Genomic DNA, 22269 nt, shown 5'->3' on the forward strand with positions numbered 1-22269 from the left:
TCATAAAAATGTAAAGTAAAATTCTCCATCAATATTTTTTTAAAGAATTAATGAGTTTGTTTAATTTCATTTTTTAAGGCTCTTTTTGCTTTAATTTTTTGAATAATAAAGCGGATTAATTTTTCAAATTTAATTGCAAAATATATTGCTCCGCTTCATCAAAAAACAAATATTCCTGCTAGCATAATACCACTATTAAATTTGCCAAAGAAATTAACCATTTCTTTATTCATAAAATTATTAAACTCATCACTTGTTCCGGTTATTCATTTAGTATCGATTACTGTTAATGCACAAATTAATAAGCTTATAAAAATAAAAATGATACTTAATACTACTTTTAACCACTGTTTTTTTAAAAATTTTTTAATTCTTACTTTTAACGGGATTTTTTCTTTTGAATTATCTTTTTTAAATAATTTTACTAAAATTTTTTTCATTTTTATTCTCCTTTCGTGTTTAAAATTTTTTAATTTTTGGTTTTCAATTATTAAGTCTGATTTTTGATTAATATGAATAGTATTTCACTTTTCTAGTTCTAAAATTTCTTTATTTTTTTCATTATTATGTATTTAAGAGTATTAACACTATTTTCTAATATGACATTAGCAATTTTTAGTTTGTCATTCTCTATTTCTAATTCTTGTTTTTTAGTTCATTTTTCCATTTTTTACCTACCTTTAATCACAATAAATAAAGCAATAAGTATACAAGTGACACCAAGAATGGTAAAGATTGGATGTTTCGAAAATGTCATGGCCATTGATTTAAATAGTTCTAAAATTGTTAAATTGCTAGTAATAAACTTTTGGAAATTGGCAAGCCCTTCGCTAATATAATTCGTTAAAGTTTCAAAATGACTACCAGCTAATAACCCAAAAACGGTTATTAAGATAAAAATAATAATTAGTTTAAACATTGTTAGTTACCTTGTTTTGTTTTTATTGGTTTTATTTGTTTTTTAGCTTTTCCTCATGCACTTAAACGCCCCTTATTTTTAACAGCATATTGGCGTTGTTTTTTCAAATTAACTTGTTGACTACCAAATCCAAGAATAATTGCCATAAGAAATTCTACAGCCAGCGTTAAGAATAAATGAAATATTAATTGAATATTCGTTCCCGGCACTTCTAAACTTCAAATTAAGTCAAAGACCTTATAAAGCATTTGAGCGAGAAAGTCCGCCATTTTTGCAAGATTTTTCATTTTTATATTCCTTCTTTCTTAAAAATTTGCTAAATTTATCCATTTTTAAGTATTCTAAGTCTTCTAAATCAATTGCGGTGTCAGTATAGTATTTATCTTCATAGTCAGGATTTACTTTTGAATTTAAGTAATCTCTTAAAAACGCTAAATAAAAAGAATTGTAAGTGTTGGGTATTGGTAGAGGAATTTTTAGTTTAAAAAAATAAATATCAAGTTCAGTAATATCACGATATTTAATGCGACGACCCTTTTTACTATTTTTAGCATCAATTAAGGTGTTTCGTCAGCGTTCATATTCTTCAATGTTCGTAACAGTACCATAGACAACTTTTAAGTAGGGACGAAAAATATTAACGGGTTTTTTACGAATTGCCACAATCACATTATTGGCAATATTACGAACTTTAACTTAAATATGTTTATCTCTTTGACCGCTAGCAAGCACAATATGACCAAAATGCCGCGCCAGAGCAAAATACTCTTGGATACCGCTTTCTTCGTTTTTGGTATTATTTTTTTCTCAATCAGTTCCTTCTAAAAATAAATTGGTTTCATCTCACAACAGTAAGGTTTTGTCCGGCAATACCGGATAATCAAAGTCTAATAATCCCATATGTCCTAAAATTAATTTTTGGGTTTCTAGTAATGGGAAGGTTGATGCGATGTGATATTTTTTCTTTTTTAGTAATTTTGATGCGTATACTAGAAAAGCGGTTTTTCCAGTTCCCAATGAACCAATCACAATATTTAATGGTGAATTTTTTAAGAAATTAATAACTTTGTTAATTTGTGTTAAATTAATGATTTTAAAAAGGAAAATTAAAATACAACCTGCTAAAAATAAATAACTTACAATGTTTTTAAAATAACCGTTGTAAATATATCAAATTGCTCCTTAATGTCATAAAATTAAAAATGAGGTGCGGTTTAATTCAATAAAATTGTTATTTTTTTCTATTATTCATTTGCAAAATTTTATCTTGCACCTCACTTTATTTTTTTGTTAGCGGACTGCGCCAAGTAATTTTTCAAACATTTTAAAACAAATAAAGAATATTGCCAAAATAAATGGAAAAATGAAGATTCAGTAATCAGCAAAGAAGTTACCAACTTGTGGCATATTAACGGCAATAATTTCTCACATTTTAGTAAACGTTGTTATAATTGCATTTCATAATTTAGTCATTGCGTCGCTAGCTGTTATTTTTTCTACTGTTGCTGGTGGGTGCATCGACTAAGAAAGTTCCAATCATATAATCACCCCCTTTCTTTTTTAAAACATTCATCATTTATATTCAAAAGTTTTTCTTAAATTTGTTAAAACCACGATTAACCTTAACATGATTGTATTTTTTCCTAATTAATTTTGAATTTCTCTGTGAATGTATCACAATATAACTTCTTGACATTAATTTTTTCCCTATCTAAATACTGATATGGTTTTTCAAAGGAGCATTAGAATAAATCACATCACAATCGCTGTTAAGAATCAAAAAGCAATGTTTGCTATTAAAAGTCAAAGTGTTTTTTGGGTTAAATCAATTTCTTTACCACCGGTAATGTGAGCCGGAATAGTTGTAATTTGAATAAATAAATCTCAGAAAGTTTGTTTAATTTGTTCTCAATCAAATTCTTTTAAGTTTATTGTCATTTTTTATCTCCCAAAAATCATTTTTATTGGTAAATACATAATTGAAATTAAGGCGAAAAGAAAAGTAATGATAATAATTAATCCGGCAATAAAAGCAACTTGTGCAGGCATTTTTTCTATCGTAACAAACAGTTTTAAGAATTCCATAATAATTTCTCAAAACATTATTTTTTATTCTCATTATTTTCTTTTGAATTAGGAGCTTTAACTCATTCCTCAAAGCGAGCAATAAACACTTTTTCATCTTTTGTGAAATTACCAGTATTATTTTTAATGGCATTTTTATATTTAATTCGCATTTTTATTTTGGCATAAATTTTATAAGCAAAATATGCCAATAACATTATGCAAATGATAATAAATATTAATCTAATCGCAATATTCATTTTTAAACTCCTTTAAAATAGTTATAATTTATATCTTTTTTGTTGTTTTCTTTTTCGGCAATGAAGAAGCTTAATAATTCTTGTCCCTTAATTAATTTTGTTTTGTTTTCTTTTTGATTAATTGAAATTACTTGATATTTACTATCTTTAATTATTCCAATGCAAATTGAATTTTCATATTTTCCTTTATAAACAAATCGTTTTGGAAACCAAATGCCGATTTGTTCATTAAATCATGGAATTTTTGGGGCTTTAATAAGCATTGCGTTTTGCGTTTCTTTTAAAAGATATTTCTTAGTATTTAAGAAAATGTTTTCAATGTTTTTCATAATAAATTACCTTTCTTATTTGTTATAAACTAAGTATTATTAACTAAGTTAGTTAACTTAGTTTTTTAAACACTTATATATCGCAGATTTAAGTGTTTAATAAGCTTTGTTATTAAATTTTGTTTTTTAATTAGATAAAGATTTTAATAATTTTAAACTTAGTATCTCCCTATATAGAAATTTCTACACTTTAATGTCCGCATCCTCCATCCTCCCCTTGAAACTAATTTAATAGCATGTATATTTTCAGGAAATCCACCCATTCATTTTTTTATTGCAAAATGAAACAAATTGCTATAGCTAATAAGATGTGTTATCTATCAACTGGTAAACTCCTTTTGGTTATGGCGACCACCCACAATTTATCGCGTTTTAATATATACCAACATTATTAATTCACTTGTATTTAATTTTCAAAGAACAAATTTTTAACACCTTATAAAATAAAAAGACAATCATTACTGACTGCCTTAATACTTATTCAAATATTTTCCCACCTAACAAAACTTTATGCGTCCAATAAATTTATTCTCGGAAATAATATTTGTTTCAAATTAATTTTAACATTATCTAAGTTTTGAAAATTAGTTAAATTTGTAAAATTTAACTGTTCGTAATTAATATTTAATTGTTGAAAAATAACAATACTTTTAGTTACTAAAATAGGTTGTAATAAATACGCACTTACTTTTAAAACTTGTAATAAATTATTAATAACTTTATTTAAATTAGCATCACAATTAGTAAATAATGCTCAAGGAGTTCTTTCTTCAATATATTTATTAGTATAATGTAATAGCTCAATTACTGTTTTAACAGCATCATTAATTAAATATTGATCCATTTTTGCTTCATAGCTTTCAATTGTTAAATGAATATGTTGTTCTAATGCCTTATCTAAATCATTAGTACTAGGAACATACTGCGGAATAACATTATTAAAATATTTTTTTGTCATTGTCATTGTTCTTGATAATAAATTACCTAAATTATTAACTAAATTATTGTTATATGAATCAATTAATAATTGTAAACTATAATTACTATCTCTAGTAATATGTAAATCATTAACAAGAAAAAATCGTAAAGCATCACTACCATACTCATTAATTAATTGTAATGGATTAATACTATTATCTTTTGATTTTGACATTTTATCATCATTCATTGTGATTCACGAATGACTAATTAATTTATTAGGTAAACGAATATTTAATGCTATTAATAGGATTGGTCAATAAATAGCATGAAATCTAGTAATTTCTTTACCTAAAAATTGCACAATTTCACTATTTTCTCTTCAATATTTATTAAATTCACTATTATCTGATGAGAGATAACCTAATGAACTTAAATAATTGCTTAAAGCATCAATTCAAACATAAATTGTATGTTTGGAATTTTGTTTAACCGGAATCCCTCAATTAAAACTTGTTCTCGTAACACTTAAATCTTGAAGTCCTGGACTTAAAAAATTATTAATCATTTCATTCATTCGTGATTCAGGATAAATAAAGTCAGGGTGTTGATGATAGTAATCTAATAATTGTTCTTGATACTTTGAAACTTTAAAAAAATAGCTTTCTTCTTGTAAAAACTTTAATTGTTGATTACATAATAAATGCAACTTATCACGAGAAATTTGTGATTTAGTAACAAATTCTTCACAAGCAATACAATATCAGCCTTCATATTGATCTAAGTAAATATCTTCTTGGGATAATAACTGATTAAAAATTTTTTCAACAACAATAGTATGTTCTTGACTACTAGTTCTAATAAATTTAGAATAATCAATGTGTAAGAATGTTCATAAATCTTTAAATTTATTAACGATGCCATCAACAAATTCTTGGGGGGTAATATTTGCTAATTGTGCCGCCTTAGCAATTTTTTGTCCGTGTTCATCACTACCAGTAGTAAAAAATACTTCATAACCTTGTTGTTTCTTATAACGAGCTAAAACATCACTTAGAACTGTTGTATACGCATGTCCTAAATGCAATTCATTATTAGGATAATATATTGGGGTCGAAACATAAAAATATTTTGGTTGCATAACTTCACTTCATCCTTTATCAAATTATTTATATTATATATTATATTACATCATTTCTTTATATAATTAAATTATACATACCCTAAGGAGGACTAATATGGAAGTAAAAATGAAAGGAAAACCTTTACAATTAATTAAAGAACCAATTAAAATTGGTGAAACTCTTGATTTTATCGCCACTAATCTTAATATATCAGACTTTAAAATAACTGACATCATCAATAAAAATAAAGTAATCTCAGTTGTCCCCAGCGTTGATACTAGCACTTGTTTAACTCAAACTAAACATATGAATGAAAATATTAGTAAACTAGAAAGTATGCAACTAATTACAATTTCAAGAGACCTACCCTTCGCCCAAAATAGAGCTTGTGAAAGTTTTAAAAACAATAATCACATCCTTATATCTGATTACAAATACCGTGATTTCGGCATTAAAACTGGTTTAGTAATCCAAAAACTAGAAATTCTAGCAAGAACCTTATTAGTATTAGATGAAAATAACATCGTTATCTACATTGATATTAACGAAGAAACATCAGTGGAACCGAATTACGCTAAACTATGAGACTTTTTAAACAAATAATCACATATGTTAAAAACACACTTTATACAAAGTGTGTTTTATTTATTATTAATTTATATAAGTTTTATCTTATTTTGAAAGTCCACATAAATATGGCCCAACTTATTGTAACCTATCCAATGAATTATCGAGACACAGAATTTTAGACAGGCTCCAAAAATCATATATAAGAAATATATACTTAATTTGCATATTGAAATAATTTATAGTAAATGATTATTTTTTCTTTTTTTGAAAATTGGATTGGCAACCATTTTTAGGACAATTTTTATATAGACATTTGTTTTCTAAAAGTAACTGAAGATAAATAATTTAAACTGCCATGTATTCTAAGATTATTGTATCAATTAATGTAATCAAATAATTCAAGTTCTAATTGTGCAAGATCATTGAATTTTCTACCATTAATAAATTTTGTTTTAAAAACTTTATAAGTTGCTTCAGCAACTGCATTATCATAAGGACAACCCTTCGCACTCAATGATCTTTGAATTTTAAATGTAGATAATAATTGATCAATTATATTATTTTTAAACTCACTACCTCGGTCGGTATGAAATATTTCAATTTTTGATAATGGTCTAGTAATTCGCATAATAGCTTGATAAACTAACTCCGTATTTTTATTTGGTCCGGAACTATAACCAACAATCTCGCGATTATACAAATCAATTAGGAGACATACATAAAATCATTTAAAACCCACTTTTATATAAGTTAAGTCACTAACGATAATTTCATTTATTTTTCTATTATTAAAGTCTCGGTTTACAATGTTATTTACTGGATCATTATTTACTTGAATATTTTTGCATTTAAGTCTTGTTTTTGTGTACTTTGATATCAAATTATTGTTTTTCATAATGTTTCTAATTTTGCGTCTAGATAGGTTAATACTTTTATGAGCTATAATACTACTTTGATTTTTCGAGCTCCATAGACTTGGCGGCTTTCGTTAAATGCACTGATAATTTCTTGATTATAATTATTCACTATTTTCCTTGTGTATTTATTAATTTGATAATAGTAATTGGATTTTGAAATATTTAATAATTTACACATTTTTCTTATTGAATATTTTTTCTTATTGCTATTAATTATTGTTATTTTTTGGCCATCATCAGTGCGGCTTGCTTTAAAATGTCATTTTCCATTTTCAAGTCTTTAAGTTTTTTTCGTAAAGTTATTATTTCATTTTCTTCTAGTGTGCGATTGTCTTTTGCTTTAAATGAACCAGAATTATTATAATTTTTAACTCAACTATAAATAGTTGGTTTTGGTAAATTATATTCTTTCCCTAAATTAATAACACTAACACTTTTGCCATTTTTGTATAGCATGACAATTTGTTTTTTAAATTCATCTGTATATGAATTTTTGCCCATTTTTATATTCCTGCTTTCTTATATAATTTTATCTTATTTTGAAAGTCCACATAAATATGGTCCAACTTATTGTAGCCTATCCAAATAACTAAGAAAATTAAACGAGACCGTATATTTCAATGATAAAATGTTAGTCTCCAAAACTAAATGTTGTTGGTTCGAGAGTCCTATTACCCTACTACTATCCTCACCAATTATTAAATTACACTAATTTTGATTGACAATGCATATTATCCAATTTATAATTATTATAAATAATTAGTACTAAAAATTATTATCAATTAAGATTATGGAGAAAAATATGCTCAAAGAAAAACATATTATATTTAAAGTTACCATTTCATCAATGGCATTAGGGTTGGCATTAGCGTTATCAATGCTAGAAATTTCTATTCCCTTACCTAATTTACCGGCAGCGAACTTTGAAATTGGTGATACCCTAATTTTATTAGTTATTTCATTAATTGGTCTTTGATTTGCAATGCTAATTGGTGCAATTAAACCTTGATTACATATGATAATTCCCCACCACATTGCCCACGGCAATATTGTTGTTAGTGCCACAATGGGAATGATGTTAAATGTCCTTGTTATTGGACTATATTTTCTATTAAACTGAATATGAAAAAGATTATTTCATAAAGAAAACATTTATACTAAATACACCAGCATTCTTATTTGCTGTTTAGCAACTGCACTATTTGCTGCTGTAAATACTCAATTGTGAGCTGCTGATGCTTTAGGTTTTCATACTCACACACATCCAATGACAATACATCCAATAATAATAATTAATAAATGTAAGAAAATTTTCTTTCATGACAAAATCAAAGAAATATCCGAGGAACCACTAAAAACACAAATGTTAATTTTTTATGGCATTTATGGAGGGTTCATTTTTGTAAAATATCTAATCACCTTTGATGCAATGCTAATTCTTGAAAAACCAATCTTAAGATATGCTGAATCAGCTCACTATTCTTATCACAAATGAGAAAAAGAAAAAGTAGAAGAAAAGAAACACAAAAAAGTAAATAAATAAAAAATGTAGAATTGTGTTGATGTTCATAATTCTACATTTTTAGTTTTATAAAAACTGATATAAACCGTTATATCTTCATTTCACAAATTTATTAAAGTATCATAATATCGTCATCGTGAACGATTTGATAGTTAATTGCTCTGTATAATCAATATAACGAGCTCTTACAATATCATGTTTTTCATATGTTTTAATATATTTTTCATTCGGACTCATTTATTTAACAATCAATCTTTGATCATCTAGTCAACCTTATTGTCAAAAAACATTAATTCCGTTATTAAAATTATTACTAGCAATAATCATATATTTTAAAATATCTAACTTTTTTTGAATTACAAATGGAACAGCAACCCTTTTTAGGACAATTTTTATGTAAACTGCCATTTTCTAAATTCAACGGGTGTTAAATAATTTAAGCTACCGTGAATTCGAATATTGTTGTATCAATTAACAAAATCAAATAGCTCGCATTTTAATTGTGTTAAATTTTCAAATTTTTTACCCTTAATGAATTCTGTTTTAAAGGTTTTGTAAGTTGTTGCGGCCACAGCATTATCATAAGGACAATCTTTATTGCTTAATGATCTTTTAATGTTAAAAGTTATTAAAATTTCATCAATGATTTTATTTTTGAAATCATTACCACGATCGGTATGAAATAAAGTTATTTGCTTTAATGGTCGTGTTATTTTATGAAAAGCTTGTTGAATTAATTCAGCGGTTTTGTTTGGCCTGGCATTATAGCCAAGCCAATTACTTCGCGATTAAACAAGTCAATTAACAAACAAATATAGTGTCATTTCCCGCCAACTTGCACATATGTTAAATCACTAACAACAGCTTCATTGGGTTTTTTGTCATTAAATTCACGATTTAAAACATTACTAATTTGGGCATTATTAGCTGTTGTTTTATGATTACGATATTTTAATTTGGTGTATTTAGAAACCAAATTATTTTTGATCATAATGCATCTGATTTTTCGCCGCGATAAGATGATATCTTTTCTTATTAAAACAGCTTTAATTTTACGAGCCCCATAAATTTTGCGACTTTTATTAAATGCACTGATAACTCTTGTTCATAATTATTAACTTGCTTGTTAGTGCATTTATTAGGTTGATAATAATATGTTGATTTTGATAAACCCAAAATCTTACATATTTTCCTCACTGAATATTTGTTTTTGTTGTTATTAATTATTGTTATTTTTTGGCCATTATCAGTGCCGCTTGCTTTAAAATATCGTTTTCCATTCGTAATTGTTTTAATTCTTTTCGTAAGTAAATTAATTCATTTTCTTCATTACTTTGATATCTTTTGCTTTAAAAGAACCAAAATTATCGAATGATTTTATTCAATTATAAATAGCAGATTTTGAAATACCCTATTCATTAATAATTTTAATAATGATTTTCCCGTTTTGATAAAGCATGACAATTTGTTTTTTAAATTCATCTGTATATGAATTTTTGCCCATTTTTATATTCCTACTTTCTTAATAATTTTATTTTATTTGAAAGTCCACACAAATATGGTCCAACTTATTGCAACCTATACATAGCACATAGCGGGCGTAACCCAAGAACAAAATTATAATGTCAATATTTATTTTCATGCTCCTCCATTATTATTTTGGTCTTTCTCAAGAAATATTTTTAATTTTTCCTTTTGTAAAAGCATAATAAAAATTTGTCATCATTTGAATAATTTGTTGTTCAGAAGAACCTAATACATTATTTTCTTTCGCCATTTGTAAAAAATAACAATCCATTTCTTTAGTTTGCATATCTTGTTTTCACTCAATAATAAGCGCATAATGTTCCTTTAAAATATGAGGATAATACTTTGCTAAAAAATTAAACGCATAGTAACTAATATCAATAAATGGTAATAATTGCTCTTTAATAGCTACAATTAATGACAAATGCATCGCCACTAGTGGATCATCATCATCAAGTTTAGGTCATAAAATTCCCGGAGTATCTAATAAATGAATATTTTGTGCTAACTTGACTCATTGAATCCCTTTCGTAACTCCTGGTTGATTGGCAACATTACTTACTTTTCTTTTAACTAAATTATTAATTAACCGTGATTTACCGACATTAGGAATGCCAATAATCATCACCTTAATTTGTCAATTTGATATTCCGCGAGATTTTTGATGATTAATTTTATCCTTCAATAATTGATTAATTAACAAAATAATTTCATTTTTAGGTTGATCAACTAATAAATTAGTTAATACTACTTTAACTAACGGGTCTTTTTTCAAAAATGACATTCATTCTTGGTTTACTTTCATATCGCTTAAATCTTTCTTATTCAAAATAATAATTCGTGGTTTATTTTTAAACAACTCTTGAATAATCGGATTAATACTAGAGTTAACAGCTCTAGAATCACGAAGTTCAATCACTAAATCAACTAATGCTAATTTTTCTTTCATCAAGCGAATAGCTTTTGCCATATGACCTGGAAATCAATTAATATTTAACTTTTCCATTAATATGTCTCCTTAATTGAAAAATAAAGGTAGAATTTTACCTTTATTAATTATTCTACTTTATTCTTTTTATTAGAACCAATTATTTCTTTAATTCTCGCAGCTTTACCAATACGATCACGCATATAGTATAATCTCGCTCTTCTAACACGACCAACTTTTAAAATTTCAATCTTACTTATTAATGGTGAATGTAAAGGAAAAGTTCTTTCAACACTAGTGCTACCAGTATGTTTTCTCACCGTAAAACTAGAACTAATACCTGACCCTTGACGCTTTAAAACTAAACCAGTAAAAACTTGCGTTCTTTTCTTGTTACCTTCATTAATTTCAACAGCAACATTTACTGTATCGCCAGATTTAAATTTTGGAATATCAGTACGAAGTTGTTGTTCGGTAATTTGTCGATCTAATTGCATATTCATAACAATCGCTCCCTTCATTATTATTTATTTTTTATCTTTTTCTAATTCAGCAATTCAAATTTGCTCTTGTGGTGTTAATTGATTTAAATCAATTAAATCTGGTCGCTTTTTATATGTGTTATAAAAAGCTTGTTGTTTTCTTCAAATATCAATATTTTTATGATAACCTGATAATAAGACATCAGGAACTTGTTGATCATTAAAAACTAATGGTTTAGTAAATACAGGATAATCTAAATACTTACTAGTAAATGAATCATTTTGATGTGATGATTCCTGAATAACACCTGGTAATAAGCGAATAACGGCATCACTTATAACCATACTTGCAATTTCACCAGCACTAAGGACATAATCGCCAATGGATATTTCAATATCAACAAAATCTCTAATTCTTTCATCAAATCCTTCATAATGACCACAAACTAAAATTAATGAATTATTACTACTAGCTATTTCACTAGCAATATGCTGTTTAAATGTTTTTCCTTGTGGCGATAATAAAATCACTTGACTATTAGGGATTTGCTTACGAGCATAATTTATTGCCGCAACTACAATCGGTGCCATTAATACCATCCCATTACCGCCACCATATTGATAATCATCAACTTGTTGATGCTTATCAACAGCAAAATCACGAAGATTAATGATGTTAAACTTTATTTTTTCTTTCTTAACAGCATTCTTAATAATTGATGTATTAATAAAACTAACAAAGATTTCAGGAAATAAAGTGATAATTTGAATTGTTGTCATTAATTTCTTGTCTCCTTTATAATTTATCAATTATTAATTAACTTAACATAAACAGCATTTTGTTCTCAAAGAATATTTATAATAAACCGCGAAACATCAGCCAACATTTTTTGTTCACCAACAACTGTTTGAATAACAAAAACACCGTGCGCTTTAGTAATAAAGTAATCAATTACTTCACCAATAAGTGAATTATCATTAACATTTATAACTTGTAATCCGATATAGTTTTTAACTTCATCATCATTTACTAAATGAGGATTATTACTAAGTTGAAATAAATCTTGAGTCTTTAAAAATAAAATGTCGTTAATATAATCATAATTTTTAAATCTAACTAAAAGATCACCTTTATGATTTCTAGAACTATCAATCGTTAATATTTCATAAGTATAACTATTAGAATCATAAAAATATATATCATGATTAACATTAAAGAATCGTTCATATTTAGGCATTAAGCATCTAATTTTTACTTCGCCTTTTAAAGCATGGGTATTAATAACCTTGCCAATTTTAACAAACTTCATTATTCGTTAAAAGCCTCTAAAGATAATTTAATTCTTTTTTGTTCTCTTGGTGTCTTAACATTAACTAAACGACGAATCGAATCAATAATTAATCTTTTTTTACCGATTAATCTTGCCAAATCACTATCACTAATCATAATAATAATTTCTAATTCATTATCATTTTCATTTAACATTCTAATTTGAATATTATTAATATCTTTAACAATTAGAATAATTAATATTTTAACAGTATTAATGTAATTCATCATTAGCTAACTCCATTTATTCTTTCGAATTTTTAATAACTTTTACTTCTTTTGAAACTTTAACTGTTGATTTAGAATTACTACTTTTAATTTTAATATCATTTACTTCGTTTTTAACTTCCTTAGTTAAAACTTATTTTTTAATCATTTTTTTCTCTGTCGTTGGTTTCTTTGCTTTATTTTTTTGTCGTAATTCATGAAATGACTGCATAATTTTTTCTTTTGCAAATAAACTACGAACTGTTCCGGTTGGTTGAGCACCAACAGTTAATCACTTTAAAGCTAATTCTTTATTAATTTTTAACAAATTATTTAAAGAATCATATGTTCCGATCAATTCAATATATTTACCATCTCTTTTAATATGAGAATCAATAGCAACAATACGATAAAAAGGCTGTTTAGTTTTCCCCGTCCTTTTTAGTCTTAATTTAACCATAGAATATAAGCACTCCTCTCACTATTATTAGTTTAGTTATCTTTTTAAACCATAATTAATAATATCGTTAATATATATATATGTCAAGTAAATTTACTTAACAGGTCGCGTTTAGTTTTCTTAGGTAATTGCTTTGAAGAAGTAAAACAATTAGCTAATTATATTATTTAATTACTAAACTAACCATATCTTCCTTGTTATTTTTATTCGTTACCATTTTATCATATTATTGAATTTTTACACAATAAAAAATTATTAATTTTATTAAATTTTAACTAATATTTTTACTTGCTTAAATGTAATATATTTATTTGTATATACAATGTTACCTTTACTAATTCAACTATCATCATCATGGATTGGCAACCCTTTTTAGGACAATTTTTATATAGACATTTGTTTTCTAAAAGTAACTGGAGATAAATAATTTAAACTGCCATGTATTCTAAGATTATTGTATCAATTAATGTAATCAAATAATTCAAGTTCTAATTGTGCAAGATCATTGAATTTTCTACCATTAATAAATTCTGTTTTAAAAACTTTATAAGTTGCTTTAGCAACTGCATTATCATATGGACAACCCTTCGCACTCAATGATCTTTGAATTTTAAATGTAGATAATAATTGATCAATTATATTATTTTTAAACTCATTACCTCGGTCGGTATGAAATATTTCAATTTTTGATAATGGTCTAGTAATTCGCATAATAGCTTGATAAACCAACTCCGTATTTTTATTTGGTCCGGAACTATAACCAACAATCTCGCGATTATACAAATCAATTAGGAGACATACATAAAATCATTTAAAACCCACTTTTATATAAGTTAAGTCACTAACGATAGTTTCATTTATTTTTCTATTATTAAAGTCTCGGTTTACAATGTTATTTACTGGATCATTATTTACTTGAATATTTTTGCATTTAAGTCTTGTTTTTGTGTACTTTGATATCAAATTATTGTTTTTCATAATGTTTCTAATTTTGCGTCTAGATAGGTTAATACTTTTATGAACTAATACTACTTTGATTTTTCGGGCTCCATAGACTTGGCGGCTTTCGTTAAATGCACTGATAATTTCTTGATTATAATTATTCACTATTTTCCTTGTGTATTTATTAATTTGATAATAGTAATTGGATTTTGAAATATTTAATAATTTACACATTTTTCTTATTGAATATTTTTTCTTATTGCTATTAATTATTTTTATTTTTTGGCCATTATCAGCGCGGCTTGCTTTAAAATGTCATTTTCCATTTTTAAGTCTTTAGGTTCTTTTCGTAAAGTTATTATTTCATTTTCTTCTAGTGTGCAATTGTCTTTTGCTTTAAATGAACCAGAATTATTATAATTTTTAACTCAACTATAAATAGTTGGTTTTGGTAAATTATATTCTTTCCCTAAATTAATAACACTTTTGCCATTTTTGTATAGCATGACAATTTGTTTTTTAAATTCTTCAGAGTATGAGGTTTTATTTCCCATTTTTATATTCCTTCTTTCTTAATAATTTCGAAGTCTATATAATTATGGTCCAACTTATTGTAACCTATCCACGCAAGTTAATTTTACAATCCCCATTTTACAGTTTAATTATTTTTTAATTCTGCTTTAAAAGATAGTATTTTTATTGGAGTAGTAATTGTTTCATTAGCAATTTTAACATTAGTATTTGAGGCAATAAATTCTGTTTTATCAAACATTTTGTCATTTTTTATTTTAATTTTTAATCTTTTAAGCTCGTTTCATACTATATCATTTTTCTCAAAATGTAAACTTTTTAAACCACAATTAGGTCTTCAATTTTCTTCGCAACTACTAGTTCCATCATATTTTAATCATTTTGGAATATTAATAATTTCTTCTTTTTTGATGTTATAAAAATCTATTTCATATTTATCGTTATAGTCATATGTAATTTGAATTTTAACATTTGATAAATTTAATTCGTTAATTATTAGCGGTTCAGTCAGTGAAAATTGTTTTTTTGTTTGAACAAGCAGTTACGGGCAATATTGTTAATCCTAAAATAGCCATTATACTTAAAATTTTCATTTTTTAACTCCTTTATTTTATTTTTTCAATATATATATATAATTATACAAAAATTCTTAATATCATTAGAAAAATGGCAAAACCGATTAAAAATTGAAAGGTATAATAAAAAGCTGGTACCGTTTTAAAAACTGGAAAAATGGCGGTTGAAAAATTAACTGTTGCTTTTGCAATGGTTGATAACGGTCGTAAAATGGTAATAATTTGTGAAGCAGTAAGCATTCAATTTAGCATTTTGATACCAGCATTTTGAAATGGCACATCCAATGTCATTAAAGGTTGGTATTCATCGTCCAGAATATTTGCAATTTGCTGGTGGAATTAAATCATCTCATTCTGAGTTGGTGGAACCATCAGGAATAAAGGCTGTGGAATTTAAGACATTAAAGTCATAAATTTTAAAATTGTAATTAGAAATATTGCCTTTGTGATAAAGTGGAAAAGTTAAGGTAAAAATATTAATTCCGTAGCGAATATCAATATCGGTATTGAGGTAATTAATACTGTTAACAGTCTTGCTGGTTGGTAATGTGATGAGTTTATTATCATAAGATTTAAGGACATTAAATTCAATTTGATAGATACTGTTATTATCTTTAATAGCATTATAATTCTCTTGATGCGTTTTTTATCAAAAGTAAAGAAATAACTTCTTAGTAATAATTCCGAATTACCAGTAACATTGATTAAATATTTTTTGGGATAAAAAGTAATTAACGAACGATAAAAGAAACCGATTTGAATAAAGTAATCTTTGTTGTAATTATCTACTCCCTTAAAATCAATTTCGATATGAGTTTTTTCGTCCATATCAAAAGTAGCATAAAATAAACTGGCAAAGAAATTACCAAGAATTTCTTAGATTTCGTTAAAAACATTTTTGTAATCTTTATTGTTAATATTAGAAATGTTGTTTTTAAAATAAAGGTAAATGTCATTCTTTAATTCGGGGTCGTAGCGTAAAAAAACTAAATTTAACATTAAGGTAATTTAAAGTACCAAAAAGATACTTAATTAAGTAATAATCATTAGTCTTTTCGGTGCCATATTTTCAGATTTCACTTTCACCATGTAATAATTGTAAATAGTTATTACCTGCGACTAATGTTTTATTAAAAGCTTTAATTTTTTAAAACATTATTATTAATTTCGCCTTTACTACTAGAATTTTTGTGATAAAAATAGCTTTCGTTTCTAAAACCGTAATTTTTAATGGTAAATTCTTTATAATAACCTTTTTCTAAGGTGTCAATGAAATTAAATACTGGCGTTCAATAAAGATAAGAATAATTAAATTTGTCAAAATCACCACGATGAATCATTAAATAGTCAAGATTATCAATGATATCTGTATAGTTATGGTTTCCATCAAATTTGGTGGTTGTTTCTGGTAAATCAATATCAGTTGTCGGTTTGGTTTGTGTTTCTGCTTTAAAAGATAGTATTTTTATTGGAGTAGTAATTGTTTCATTAGCAATTTTAACATTAGTATTTGAGGCAATAAATTCTGTTTTATCAAACATTTTGTCATTTTTTATTTTAATTTTTAATCTTTTAAGCTCGTTTCATACTATATCATTTTTCTCAAAATGTAAACTTTTTAAACCACAATTAGGTCTTCAATTTTCTTCGCAACTACTAGTTCCATCATATTTTAATCATTTTGGAATATTAATAATTTCTTCTTTTTTGATGTTATAAAAATCTATTTCATATTTATCGTTATAGTCATATGTAATTTGAATTTTAATATTTGATAAATTTAACACATAAGCTTCTTTGCTTTCTCTTTTGTTTCTAATTAGTGATTGTGTTATTATTTCGTCGTTATTAATGTTTTGGGGAATGGTAAAAATGTTATTGAAACTAATAAATAATTAACACGGTAAATATTTTCATAAACATTTTTATCACTCCTTTTTAAAATATTTTATTTTTCACTGTTCTTTTTTCTTTAATTTTTTTAATAAGTCACTTAATACCACAATTTATAATTACAGTTATTGTCATGCATATATCTAAATACCCTAGTATCATAAGTGAAATTAATGCTTCAAATTTTTCATATAATAATTTCAAATCATTAATTTCCAATTTTAAAAATGGAATGAAAAAGATAATAATCATAAAAATGTAAGGCAAAATTTTCCATCAATATTTTTTTAAAGAATTAATGAGTTTGTTTGATTTCATTTTTCAAAACTCTTTTTGCTTTAATTTTTTGAATAATAAAGCGGATTAATTTTTCAAATTTAAGTGCAAAATATATTGCTCCGCCTCATCAAAAAACAAATATTCCTGTCAGCATAATACCACTATTAAATTTGCCAAAGAAATCAACCATTTCTTTATTCACAAAATTATTAAATTCATTACTTGTTCCGGTTATTCATTTAGTATCACTTACTATTAATGCACAAATTAATAAGCTTATAAAAACGAAAATGATACTTAATACTATTTTTAACCACTGCTTTTTAAAAGAATTTTTAATTCTTAATTTTAATGACATTTTTTCTTTTGAATTATCTTTTTTAAATAATTTTCCTAAAATTTTTTTCATTTTAATTCTCCTTTCATATTTTTTATCGTCCTTTAATCACAATAAATAAAGCAATAAGTACACAAGTTACACCAAGGATGGTAAAGATTGAGTGTTGCGAAAATGTCCGGGCCATTGGTTTAAATAGTTCTAAAATTGTTAAATTGCTAGTAATAAACTTTTGGAAATTGGCAAGCCCTTCGCTAATATAGTTTGTTAAAGTTTCAAAATGACTACCAGCTAATAACCCAAGAACAGTTATTAAGATAAAAATAATAATTAGTTTAAACATCGTTAGTTACCTTGTTTTGTTTTTATTGGCTTTACTTGTTTTTTAACTTTTCCTCACGCACTTAACCGTCATTTATTTTTAACCGCATATTGGCGTTGTTTTTCTAAATTAACTTGTTGACTACCAAATCCAAGAATAATTGCCATAAGAAATTCTACAGCCGGCGTTAAGAATAAAGGAAATATTAGTTGAATATTCATTCGTTCCCGGTACTTCTAAACTTCAAATTAAATCAAAAACTTTATAAAGCATTTGGGCGAGAAAGTCCGCCGTTTTTGCAAGATTTTCCATTTTTTATTGTTCCTTTTCTTTCATTTTTCTTAAAAATTTGCTAAATTTATCTATTTTTAAGTATTCTAAGTCTTCTAAATCAATTGCGGTGTCAGTATAGTATTTGTCTTCATAGTCAGGATTTACTTTTGCATTTAAGTAATCTCTTAAAAACGCTAGGTAAAAAGAATTGTAAGTGTTAAGTGTTGGTAAAGGAATTTTTAGTTTAAAAAAATAAATATCAAGTTCAGGAATATCACGATATTTAATGCGACGACCTTTTTTGCTATTTTTCGCATCAATTAAGGTGTTTTGTCAGCGTTCATATTCTTCAATGTTCGTAACAGTACCATAGACAACTTTTAAGTAGGGGCGAAAAATATTAGCGGGTTTTTTACGAATTCCCACAATCACATTATTGGCAATATCACGAACTTTAACTCAAATATGTTTATCTCTTTTGACCACTGGCGAGAACAATATGACCGAAATGGCGTGCTAGAGCGAAATATTCTTGGATACCAGTTTCTTCGTTTTTGGTATTATTTTTTTCTTAATCAGTTCCTTCTAAAAATAAATTGGTTTCATCTCATAGAAATAAGGTCTTATCTGGCAATACCGGGTAATCAAAGTCTAATAATTCCGTATGCCCTAAACTTAATTTTTGGGTTTCTAGTAATGGAAGGGTTGGGGCGATGTGATATTTTCTTCTTTTTTAGTAATTTTTGATGCGTATACTAGAAAAGCGGTTTTTCCAGTTCTTAACGAACCAATAACAATATTTAATGGTGAGTTATTTTTTAAGAAATTAATCACTTTGTTAATTTGTGTTAAATTAATGATTTTAAAAAGGAAAATTAAAATACAATTTGCTAAAAATAAATAACTTACAATGTTTTTAAAATAACCGTTGTAAATGTATCAAATTGCTCCGCAATGTCATAAAATTAAAAATGAGGTGCGATCCAATTCAATAAAATGGTTATTTTTTTCTATTATTCATTTGCAAAATTTCATCTTGCGCCTCACTTTATTTTTTTGTTAGCGGACTGCGCCAAGTAATTTTTCAAACATTTTAAAACAAATAAAGAATATTGCCAAAATAAATGGAAAAATGAAGATTCAGTAATCAGCAAAGAAGTTACCAACTTGTGGCATATTAACAGCAATAATTTCTCACATTTTAGTAAACGCTGTTATAATCGCGTTTCATAATTTAGTCATCGCATCACTAGCTGTTATTTTTGTTACTGCTGGTGCTTCTGTTAAGAAAGTTCCAATCATATAATCACCCCCCTTTCTTTTTAAAACATTCATCATTTATATTCAAAGTTTTTCTTAACTTTGTTAAAACCACGATTAACCTTAACACGGTTATATTTTTTTCTAATTAATTTTGAATTTCTTTGGAAATACATCACAATGTAACTTCGCGATATTACTTTTGTTTCTATCTAAATACTGATATGGTTTTTCAAAGTAGCATTAAAATAAATCACACCATAATCGCTGTCAAGAATCAAAAAGCAATGTTTGCTATTAAAAGTCAAAGTGGTGCTTCGGTTAATTTAATTTCTTTGCAACCAGTAATGTGAGCCGGAATAGTTGTAATTTGAATAAATAAATCTCAGAAAGTTTGTTTAATTTGTTCTCAATTAAATTCTTTTAAATTTATTGTCATTTTTTATCTCCCAAAAATCATTTTTATTGGTAAATACATAATTGAAATTAAGGCGAAAAGAAAAGTAATGATAATAATTAATTCGGCAATAAACGCAACTTGTGCAGGCATTTTTTCTATCGGAACAAACAGTTCTAAGAATTCCATAATAATTTTTCAAAACATTATTTTTTATTCTCATTATTTTCTTTTGAATTAGGAGATTTAACTCATTCTTCAAAGCGAGCAATAAACAATTTTTCGTCTTTTGTAAAATTACCAGTATTATTTTTAATGGCATTTTTATATTTAATTCGCATTTTTATTTTGGCATAAATTTTATAAGCAAAATATGCCAATAACATTATGCAAATAATAGTAAATATTATTCCAATCACAATATTCATTTTTAAACTCCTTTAAAATAGTTATAATTTATATCTTTTTTGTTGTTTTCTTTTTCGGTAATGAAGAAGCTTAATAATTCTTGTCCCTTAATTAATTTGGTTTCATTTTCTTTTTGATTAATTGAAATTATTTGATATTTACTATCTTTTATTATTCCGATGCAAATAGAATTTTCATATTTTCCTTTATAAACAAATCGCTTTGCAAACCAAATACCGATTTATTCATTAAATCACGGAATTTTTGGGGCTTTAATAAGCATTGTGTTTTGTGTTTCTTTTAAAAGATATTTCTTAGTATTTAAGAAAATGTTTTCAATGTTTTTCATAGTAAGTTACCTTTCTTATAGATAAACTAAGTTAGTTAACTTAGTTTTTTAAATACTTATATATCGCAGATTTAAGTGTTTAATAAGCTTTGTTATTAAATTTTGTTTTTTAATTAGATAAAGATTTTAATAATTTTAAACTTAGCATCTCCCTATATAGAAATTTCTACACTTTAATATTCGCATCCTCCCCTTGGAACTAATTTAATAGCGTGTATATTTTTAGGAAATCCACCCATTCATTTTTTTATTGCAAAACGAAACAAATTGCTATAGCTAATAAGATGTGTTATCTATCAACTGGTAAACTCCTTTTGGTTATGGCGACCACCCACAATTTATCGTGCTTTAATACATACCAACATTATTAATTCACTTGTATTTAATTTTCAAAGAACAAAATTTTAACACCTCATAAAATAAAAAGACAATCATTGCTGACTGTCTTAATACTTATTCAAATCTTTGCCCACCTAACAAAACTTTATGCGTCCTTTAATTAGATAACTAAGCTAAATATAACTTAGTTTAATATAACTAAATATAATTTGTAAGGAAGGTATGTATGTGAGAAATATTGAAAATATTTTTTTAAATACTAAAAAATATCTTTTAAAAGAAACACAAAACGCAATTCTTATTAAAGCCCCAAAAATTCCGTGATTTAGTAATCCTATTGGTATTTGATTTTCAAAACGATTTGTTTATAAAGAAAAATATGAAAATTCTATTTGTATTGGAATAATTAGAAATGGTGAGTATCAGTTGGTTTTAGTTAATAAGAAAGGGCGGGAGTCTAATTTGATTATAGGATAAGAATTGTTAAATTTTTTTATTGCTGAAAAAGAGAATGATAAAAAGGATGTAAGTTTTAATTATTTTAAAAATTAATTTTAAAGGTGTTTTAAGATGCCTTAAGAATAGAGGTAAATAAAAAAAACTCCACAAAACATCTTGGTTGATGTTTATAGTGGTAGGGCGGCGCGGAAAGCGTATGCTCCGCCCGCTAGTTATGGATGAGTTGAGTCCATTTAACTAATTTATTGTAATTTTTTTGATTTGGTGTAGTAATAAAAAAATAGTTTTGGAGTTTTAGAAATGAAAATGTGAGTTAGTGTGGATGAACCATCTAAAAATTATTGTCGA

37 protein-coding genes and 2 pseudogenes are annotated in these 22269 nt (G+C 25.9%); 4 read left to right on the forward strand and 35 right to left on the reverse strand.

Annotated elements, in window-relative coordinates; all coding sequences use genetic code 4:
- Positions 1–47: 47 nt before the first annotated feature.
- From AACK93_RS02955 to metG, 12 genes are all read right to left on the reverse strand, one after another.
- A complete protein-coding gene (locus tag AACK93_RS02955) occupies positions 48–440 on the reverse strand; it encodes a hypothetical protein (RefSeq protein ID WP_339025169.1) in 393 nt (130 codons plus the stop codon).
- 98 nt (positions 441–538) lie between these two features.
- Positions 539–667, reverse strand: a complete 129-nt coding sequence (locus AACK93_RS02960) for a hypothetical protein (protein ID WP_339025171.1) — start codon at positions 665–667, stop codon at positions 539–541.
- 3 nt (positions 668–670) lie between these two features.
- Positions 671–919, reverse strand: coding sequence for a hypothetical protein (locus AACK93_RS02965; RefSeq protein WP_339025172.1), 249 nt, complete (start codon positions 917–919; stop codon positions 671–673).
- A gap of 2 nt (positions 920–921) precedes the next feature.
- Positions 922–1206 carry a hypothetical protein gene (locus AACK93_RS02970; protein ID WP_339024958.1) on the reverse strand — a complete coding sequence of 95 codons (285 nt, stop codon included), beginning with the start codon at positions 1204–1206 and terminating at the stop codon, positions 922–924.
- Positions 1157–1582, reverse strand: a complete 426-nt coding sequence (locus AACK93_RS02975; RefSeq protein WP_339025174.1) for a hypothetical protein — start codon at positions 1580–1582, stop codon at positions 1157–1159. Before AACK93_RS02975 ends, AACK93_RS02970 begins: the two co-directional genes overlap by 50 nt.
- Before the next feature lie 33 nt (positions 1583–1615).
- A complete protein-coding gene (locus AACK93_RS02980) occupies positions 1616–1936 on the reverse strand; it encodes a hypothetical protein (RefSeq protein WP_339025175.1) in 321 nt (106 codons plus the stop codon).
- A gap of 273 nt (positions 1937–2209) precedes the next feature.
- A complete protein-coding gene (locus AACK93_RS02985) occupies positions 2210–2437 on the reverse strand; it encodes a hypothetical protein (protein ID WP_339025176.1) in 228 nt (75 codons plus the stop codon).
- Positions 2438–2626: 189 nt separating this feature from the next.
- Positions 2627–2857 (reverse strand): hypothetical protein, encoded by a 231-nt coding sequence (locus AACK93_RS02990; protein WP_339025177.1) that lies wholly within the window; start codon positions 2855–2857, stop codon positions 2627–2629.
- Positions 2858–2860: 3 nt separating this feature from the next.
- A complete protein-coding gene (locus AACK93_RS02995) occupies positions 2861–3022 on the reverse strand; it encodes a hypothetical protein (protein ID WP_339025178.1) in 162 nt (53 codons plus the stop codon).
- Positions 3022–3243, reverse strand: a complete 222-nt coding sequence (locus tag AACK93_RS03000) for a hypothetical protein (protein WP_339025180.1) — start codon at positions 3241–3243, stop codon at positions 3022–3024. Before AACK93_RS03000 ends, AACK93_RS02995 begins: the two co-directional genes overlap by 1 nt.
- Before the next feature lie 2 nt (positions 3244–3245).
- A complete protein-coding gene (locus AACK93_RS03005) occupies positions 3246–3572 on the reverse strand; it encodes a hypothetical protein (RefSeq protein ID WP_339025181.1) in 327 nt (108 codons plus the stop codon).
- 508 nt (positions 3573–4080) lie between these two features.
- Complete coding sequence (metG, locus tag AACK93_RS03010) at positions 4081–5631, reverse strand: methionine--tRNA ligase (protein ID WP_339025183.1); 1551 nt, start codon at positions 5629–5631, stop codon at positions 4081–4083.
- 97 nt (positions 5632–5728) lie between these two features.
- Between metG and tpx the strand changes: the two genes are divergently transcribed.
- Positions 5729–6217 (forward strand): thiol peroxidase, encoded by a 489-nt coding sequence (gene tpx / locus AACK93_RS03015; protein WP_339025184.1) that lies wholly within the window; start codon positions 5729–5731, stop codon positions 6215–6217.
- Positions 6218–6485: 268 nt separating this feature from the next.
- On the opposite strand, the pseudogene AACK93_RS03020 reads toward tpx, so the two are convergent.
- Positions 6486–7602, reverse strand: a pseudogene (locus AACK93_RS03020) (IS3 family transposase).
- 301 nt (positions 7603–7903) lie between these two features.
- Between AACK93_RS03020 and AACK93_RS03025 the strand changes: the two are divergent.
- Entirely contained in the window at positions 7904–8644 is a 741-nt protein-coding gene (locus tag AACK93_RS03025) for an ECF transporter S component (RefSeq protein ID WP_339025185.1), read from the forward strand.
- Positions 8645–9015: 371 nt separating this feature from the next.
- Here the strand turns inward: AACK93_RS03025 and AACK93_RS03030 are convergent.
- From AACK93_RS03030 to AACK93_RS03070, 9 genes and pseudogenes are all read right to left on the reverse strand, one after another.
- Positions 9016–10127, reverse strand: a pseudogene (locus AACK93_RS03030) (IS3 family transposase).
- A 150-nt stretch (positions 10128–10277) separates the two neighbouring features.
- Entirely contained in the window at positions 10278–11156 is an 879-nt protein-coding gene (ylqF, locus tag AACK93_RS03035) for a ribosome biogenesis GTPase YlqF (RefSeq protein ID WP_339025186.1), read from the reverse strand.
- Between the two features lie 50 nt (positions 11157–11206).
- Positions 11207–11581: a 50S ribosomal protein L19 gene (gene rplS / locus AACK93_RS03040; RefSeq protein WP_339025188.1), complete on the reverse strand. Its 375-nt coding sequence runs from the start codon at positions 11579–11581 to the stop codon at positions 11207–11209.
- A 24-nt stretch (positions 11582–11605) separates the two neighbouring features.
- The gene (gene trmD / locus AACK93_RS03045; protein ID WP_339025189.1) at positions 11606–12340 is read right to left on the reverse strand and encodes a tRNA (guanosine(37)-N1)-methyltransferase TrmD; all 735 of its coding nucleotides are present in this window, start codon (positions 12338–12340) and stop codon (positions 11606–11608) included.
- A gap of 23 nt (positions 12341–12363) precedes the next feature.
- Positions 12364–12870 (reverse strand): ribosome maturation factor RimM, encoded by a 507-nt coding sequence (rimM, locus tag AACK93_RS03050; protein ID WP_339025190.1) that lies wholly within the window; start codon positions 12868–12870, stop codon positions 12364–12366.
- Positions 12870–13118 (reverse strand): hypothetical protein, encoded by a 249-nt coding sequence (locus AACK93_RS03055; protein ID WP_339025192.1) that lies wholly within the window; start codon positions 13116–13118, stop codon positions 12870–12872. The genes rimM and AACK93_RS03055 overlap by 1 nt, the downstream gene beginning before the upstream one ends.
- Before the next feature lie 133 nt (positions 13119–13251).
- Positions 13252–13557, reverse strand: a complete 306-nt coding sequence (gene rpsP / locus AACK93_RS03060; RefSeq protein ID WP_339025193.1) for a 30S ribosomal protein S16 — start codon at positions 13555–13557, stop codon at positions 13252–13254.
- Positions 13558–13941: 384 nt separating this feature from the next.
- Positions 13942–15053 (reverse strand): IS3 family transposase gene (locus tag AACK93_RS03065; RefSeq protein WP_339025194.1). Its coding sequence is split into 2 segments (ribosomal slippage): positions 13942–14810 and positions 14810–15053, totalling 1113 coding nucleotides; the frame shifts between segments, so codons are not numbered across the junction.
- Positions 15054–15665: 612 nt separating this feature from the next.
- Positions 15666–15845 (reverse strand): hypothetical protein, encoded by a 180-nt coding sequence (locus AACK93_RS03070; RefSeq protein ID WP_339025196.1) that lies wholly within the window; start codon positions 15843–15845, stop codon positions 15666–15668.
- Positions 15846–15889: 44 nt separating this feature from the next.
- Between AACK93_RS03070 and AACK93_RS03075 the strand changes: the two genes are divergently transcribed.
- Complete coding sequence (locus AACK93_RS03075) at positions 15890–16018, forward strand: hypothetical protein (RefSeq protein WP_339025197.1); 129 nt, start codon at positions 15890–15892, stop codon at positions 16016–16018.
- Between the two features lie 49 nt (positions 16019–16067).
- On the opposite strand, the gene AACK93_RS03080 is transcribed toward AACK93_RS03075, so the two are convergent.
- The 13 genes from AACK93_RS03080 to AACK93_RS03140 form a co-directional block, all read right to left on the reverse strand.
- Positions 16068–16433, reverse strand: coding sequence for a hypothetical protein (locus tag AACK93_RS03080; RefSeq protein ID WP_339025198.1), 366 nt, complete (start codon positions 16431–16433; stop codon positions 16068–16070).
- A 48-nt stretch (positions 16434–16481) separates the two neighbouring features.
- Complete coding sequence (locus AACK93_RS03085; protein ID WP_339025199.1) at positions 16482–16604, reverse strand: hypothetical protein; 123 nt, start codon at positions 16602–16604, stop codon at positions 16482–16484.
- A gap of 140 nt (positions 16605–16744) precedes the next feature.
- On the reverse strand, positions 16745–17392 hold the full coding sequence (locus AACK93_RS03090) for a hypothetical protein (RefSeq protein WP_339025201.1): 648 nt from the start codon (positions 17390–17392) through the stop codon (positions 16745–16747).
- 401 nt (positions 17393–17793) lie between these two features.
- A complete protein-coding gene (locus AACK93_RS03095) occupies positions 17794–18186 on the reverse strand; it encodes a hypothetical protein (protein WP_339025202.1) in 393 nt (130 codons plus the stop codon).
- A gap of 22 nt (positions 18187–18208) precedes the next feature.
- Positions 18209–18457 (reverse strand): hypothetical protein, encoded by a 249-nt coding sequence (locus AACK93_RS03100; RefSeq protein ID WP_339025204.1) that lies wholly within the window; start codon positions 18455–18457, stop codon positions 18209–18211.
- A 2-nt stretch (positions 18458–18459) separates the two neighbouring features.
- Positions 18460–18657, reverse strand: coding sequence for a hypothetical protein (locus tag AACK93_RS03105; RefSeq protein WP_339025205.1), 198 nt, complete (start codon positions 18655–18657; stop codon positions 18460–18462).
- Positions 18578–18748, reverse strand: coding sequence for a hypothetical protein (locus AACK93_RS03110; RefSeq protein ID WP_339025206.1), 171 nt, complete (start codon positions 18746–18748; stop codon positions 18578–18580). The genes AACK93_RS03105 and AACK93_RS03110 overlap by 80 nt, the downstream gene beginning before the upstream one ends.
- Before the next feature lie 3 nt (positions 18749–18751).
- Complete coding sequence (locus AACK93_RS03115; RefSeq protein WP_339025207.1) at positions 18752–19195, reverse strand: hypothetical protein; 444 nt, start codon at positions 19193–19195, stop codon at positions 18752–18754.
- Positions 19196–19399: 204 nt separating this feature from the next.
- Positions 19400–19744 (reverse strand): hypothetical protein, encoded by a 345-nt coding sequence (locus AACK93_RS03120; protein WP_339025209.1) that lies wholly within the window; start codon positions 19742–19744, stop codon positions 19400–19402.
- A gap of 24 nt (positions 19745–19768) precedes the next feature.
- Positions 19769–20011, reverse strand: a complete 243-nt coding sequence (locus AACK93_RS03125) for a hypothetical protein (protein WP_338967559.1) — start codon at positions 20009–20011, stop codon at positions 19769–19771.
- 166 nt (positions 20012–20177) lie between these two features.
- A complete protein-coding gene (locus AACK93_RS03130) occupies positions 20178–20408 on the reverse strand; it encodes a hypothetical protein (RefSeq protein ID WP_339025210.1) in 231 nt (76 codons plus the stop codon).
- Between the two features lie 3 nt (positions 20409–20411).
- The gene (locus AACK93_RS03135) at positions 20412–20573 is read right to left on the reverse strand and encodes a hypothetical protein (protein WP_339025211.1); all 162 of its coding nucleotides are present in this window, start codon (positions 20571–20573) and stop codon (positions 20412–20414) included.
- Positions 20573–20794 (reverse strand): hypothetical protein, encoded by a 222-nt coding sequence (locus AACK93_RS03140; RefSeq protein WP_339025212.1) that lies wholly within the window; start codon positions 20792–20794, stop codon positions 20573–20575. The genes AACK93_RS03135 and AACK93_RS03140 overlap by 1 nt, the downstream gene beginning before the upstream one ends.
- An 896-nt stretch (positions 20795–21690) precedes the next feature.
- On the opposite strand from AACK93_RS03140, the gene AACK93_RS03145 reads away from it, so the two are divergent.
- Positions 21691–21939, forward strand: a complete 249-nt coding sequence (locus tag AACK93_RS03145) for a hypothetical protein (protein WP_339025213.1) — start codon at positions 21691–21693, stop codon at positions 21937–21939.
- The last annotated feature ends 330 nt before the right edge of the window (positions 21940–22269 follow it).

It is taken from the genome of Spiroplasma endosymbiont of Agriotes lineatus, from assembly GCF_964019485.1.
Classification (GTDB): Bacteria; Bacillota_I; Bacilli_A; order Mycoplasmatales; family Nriv7; genus Nriv7.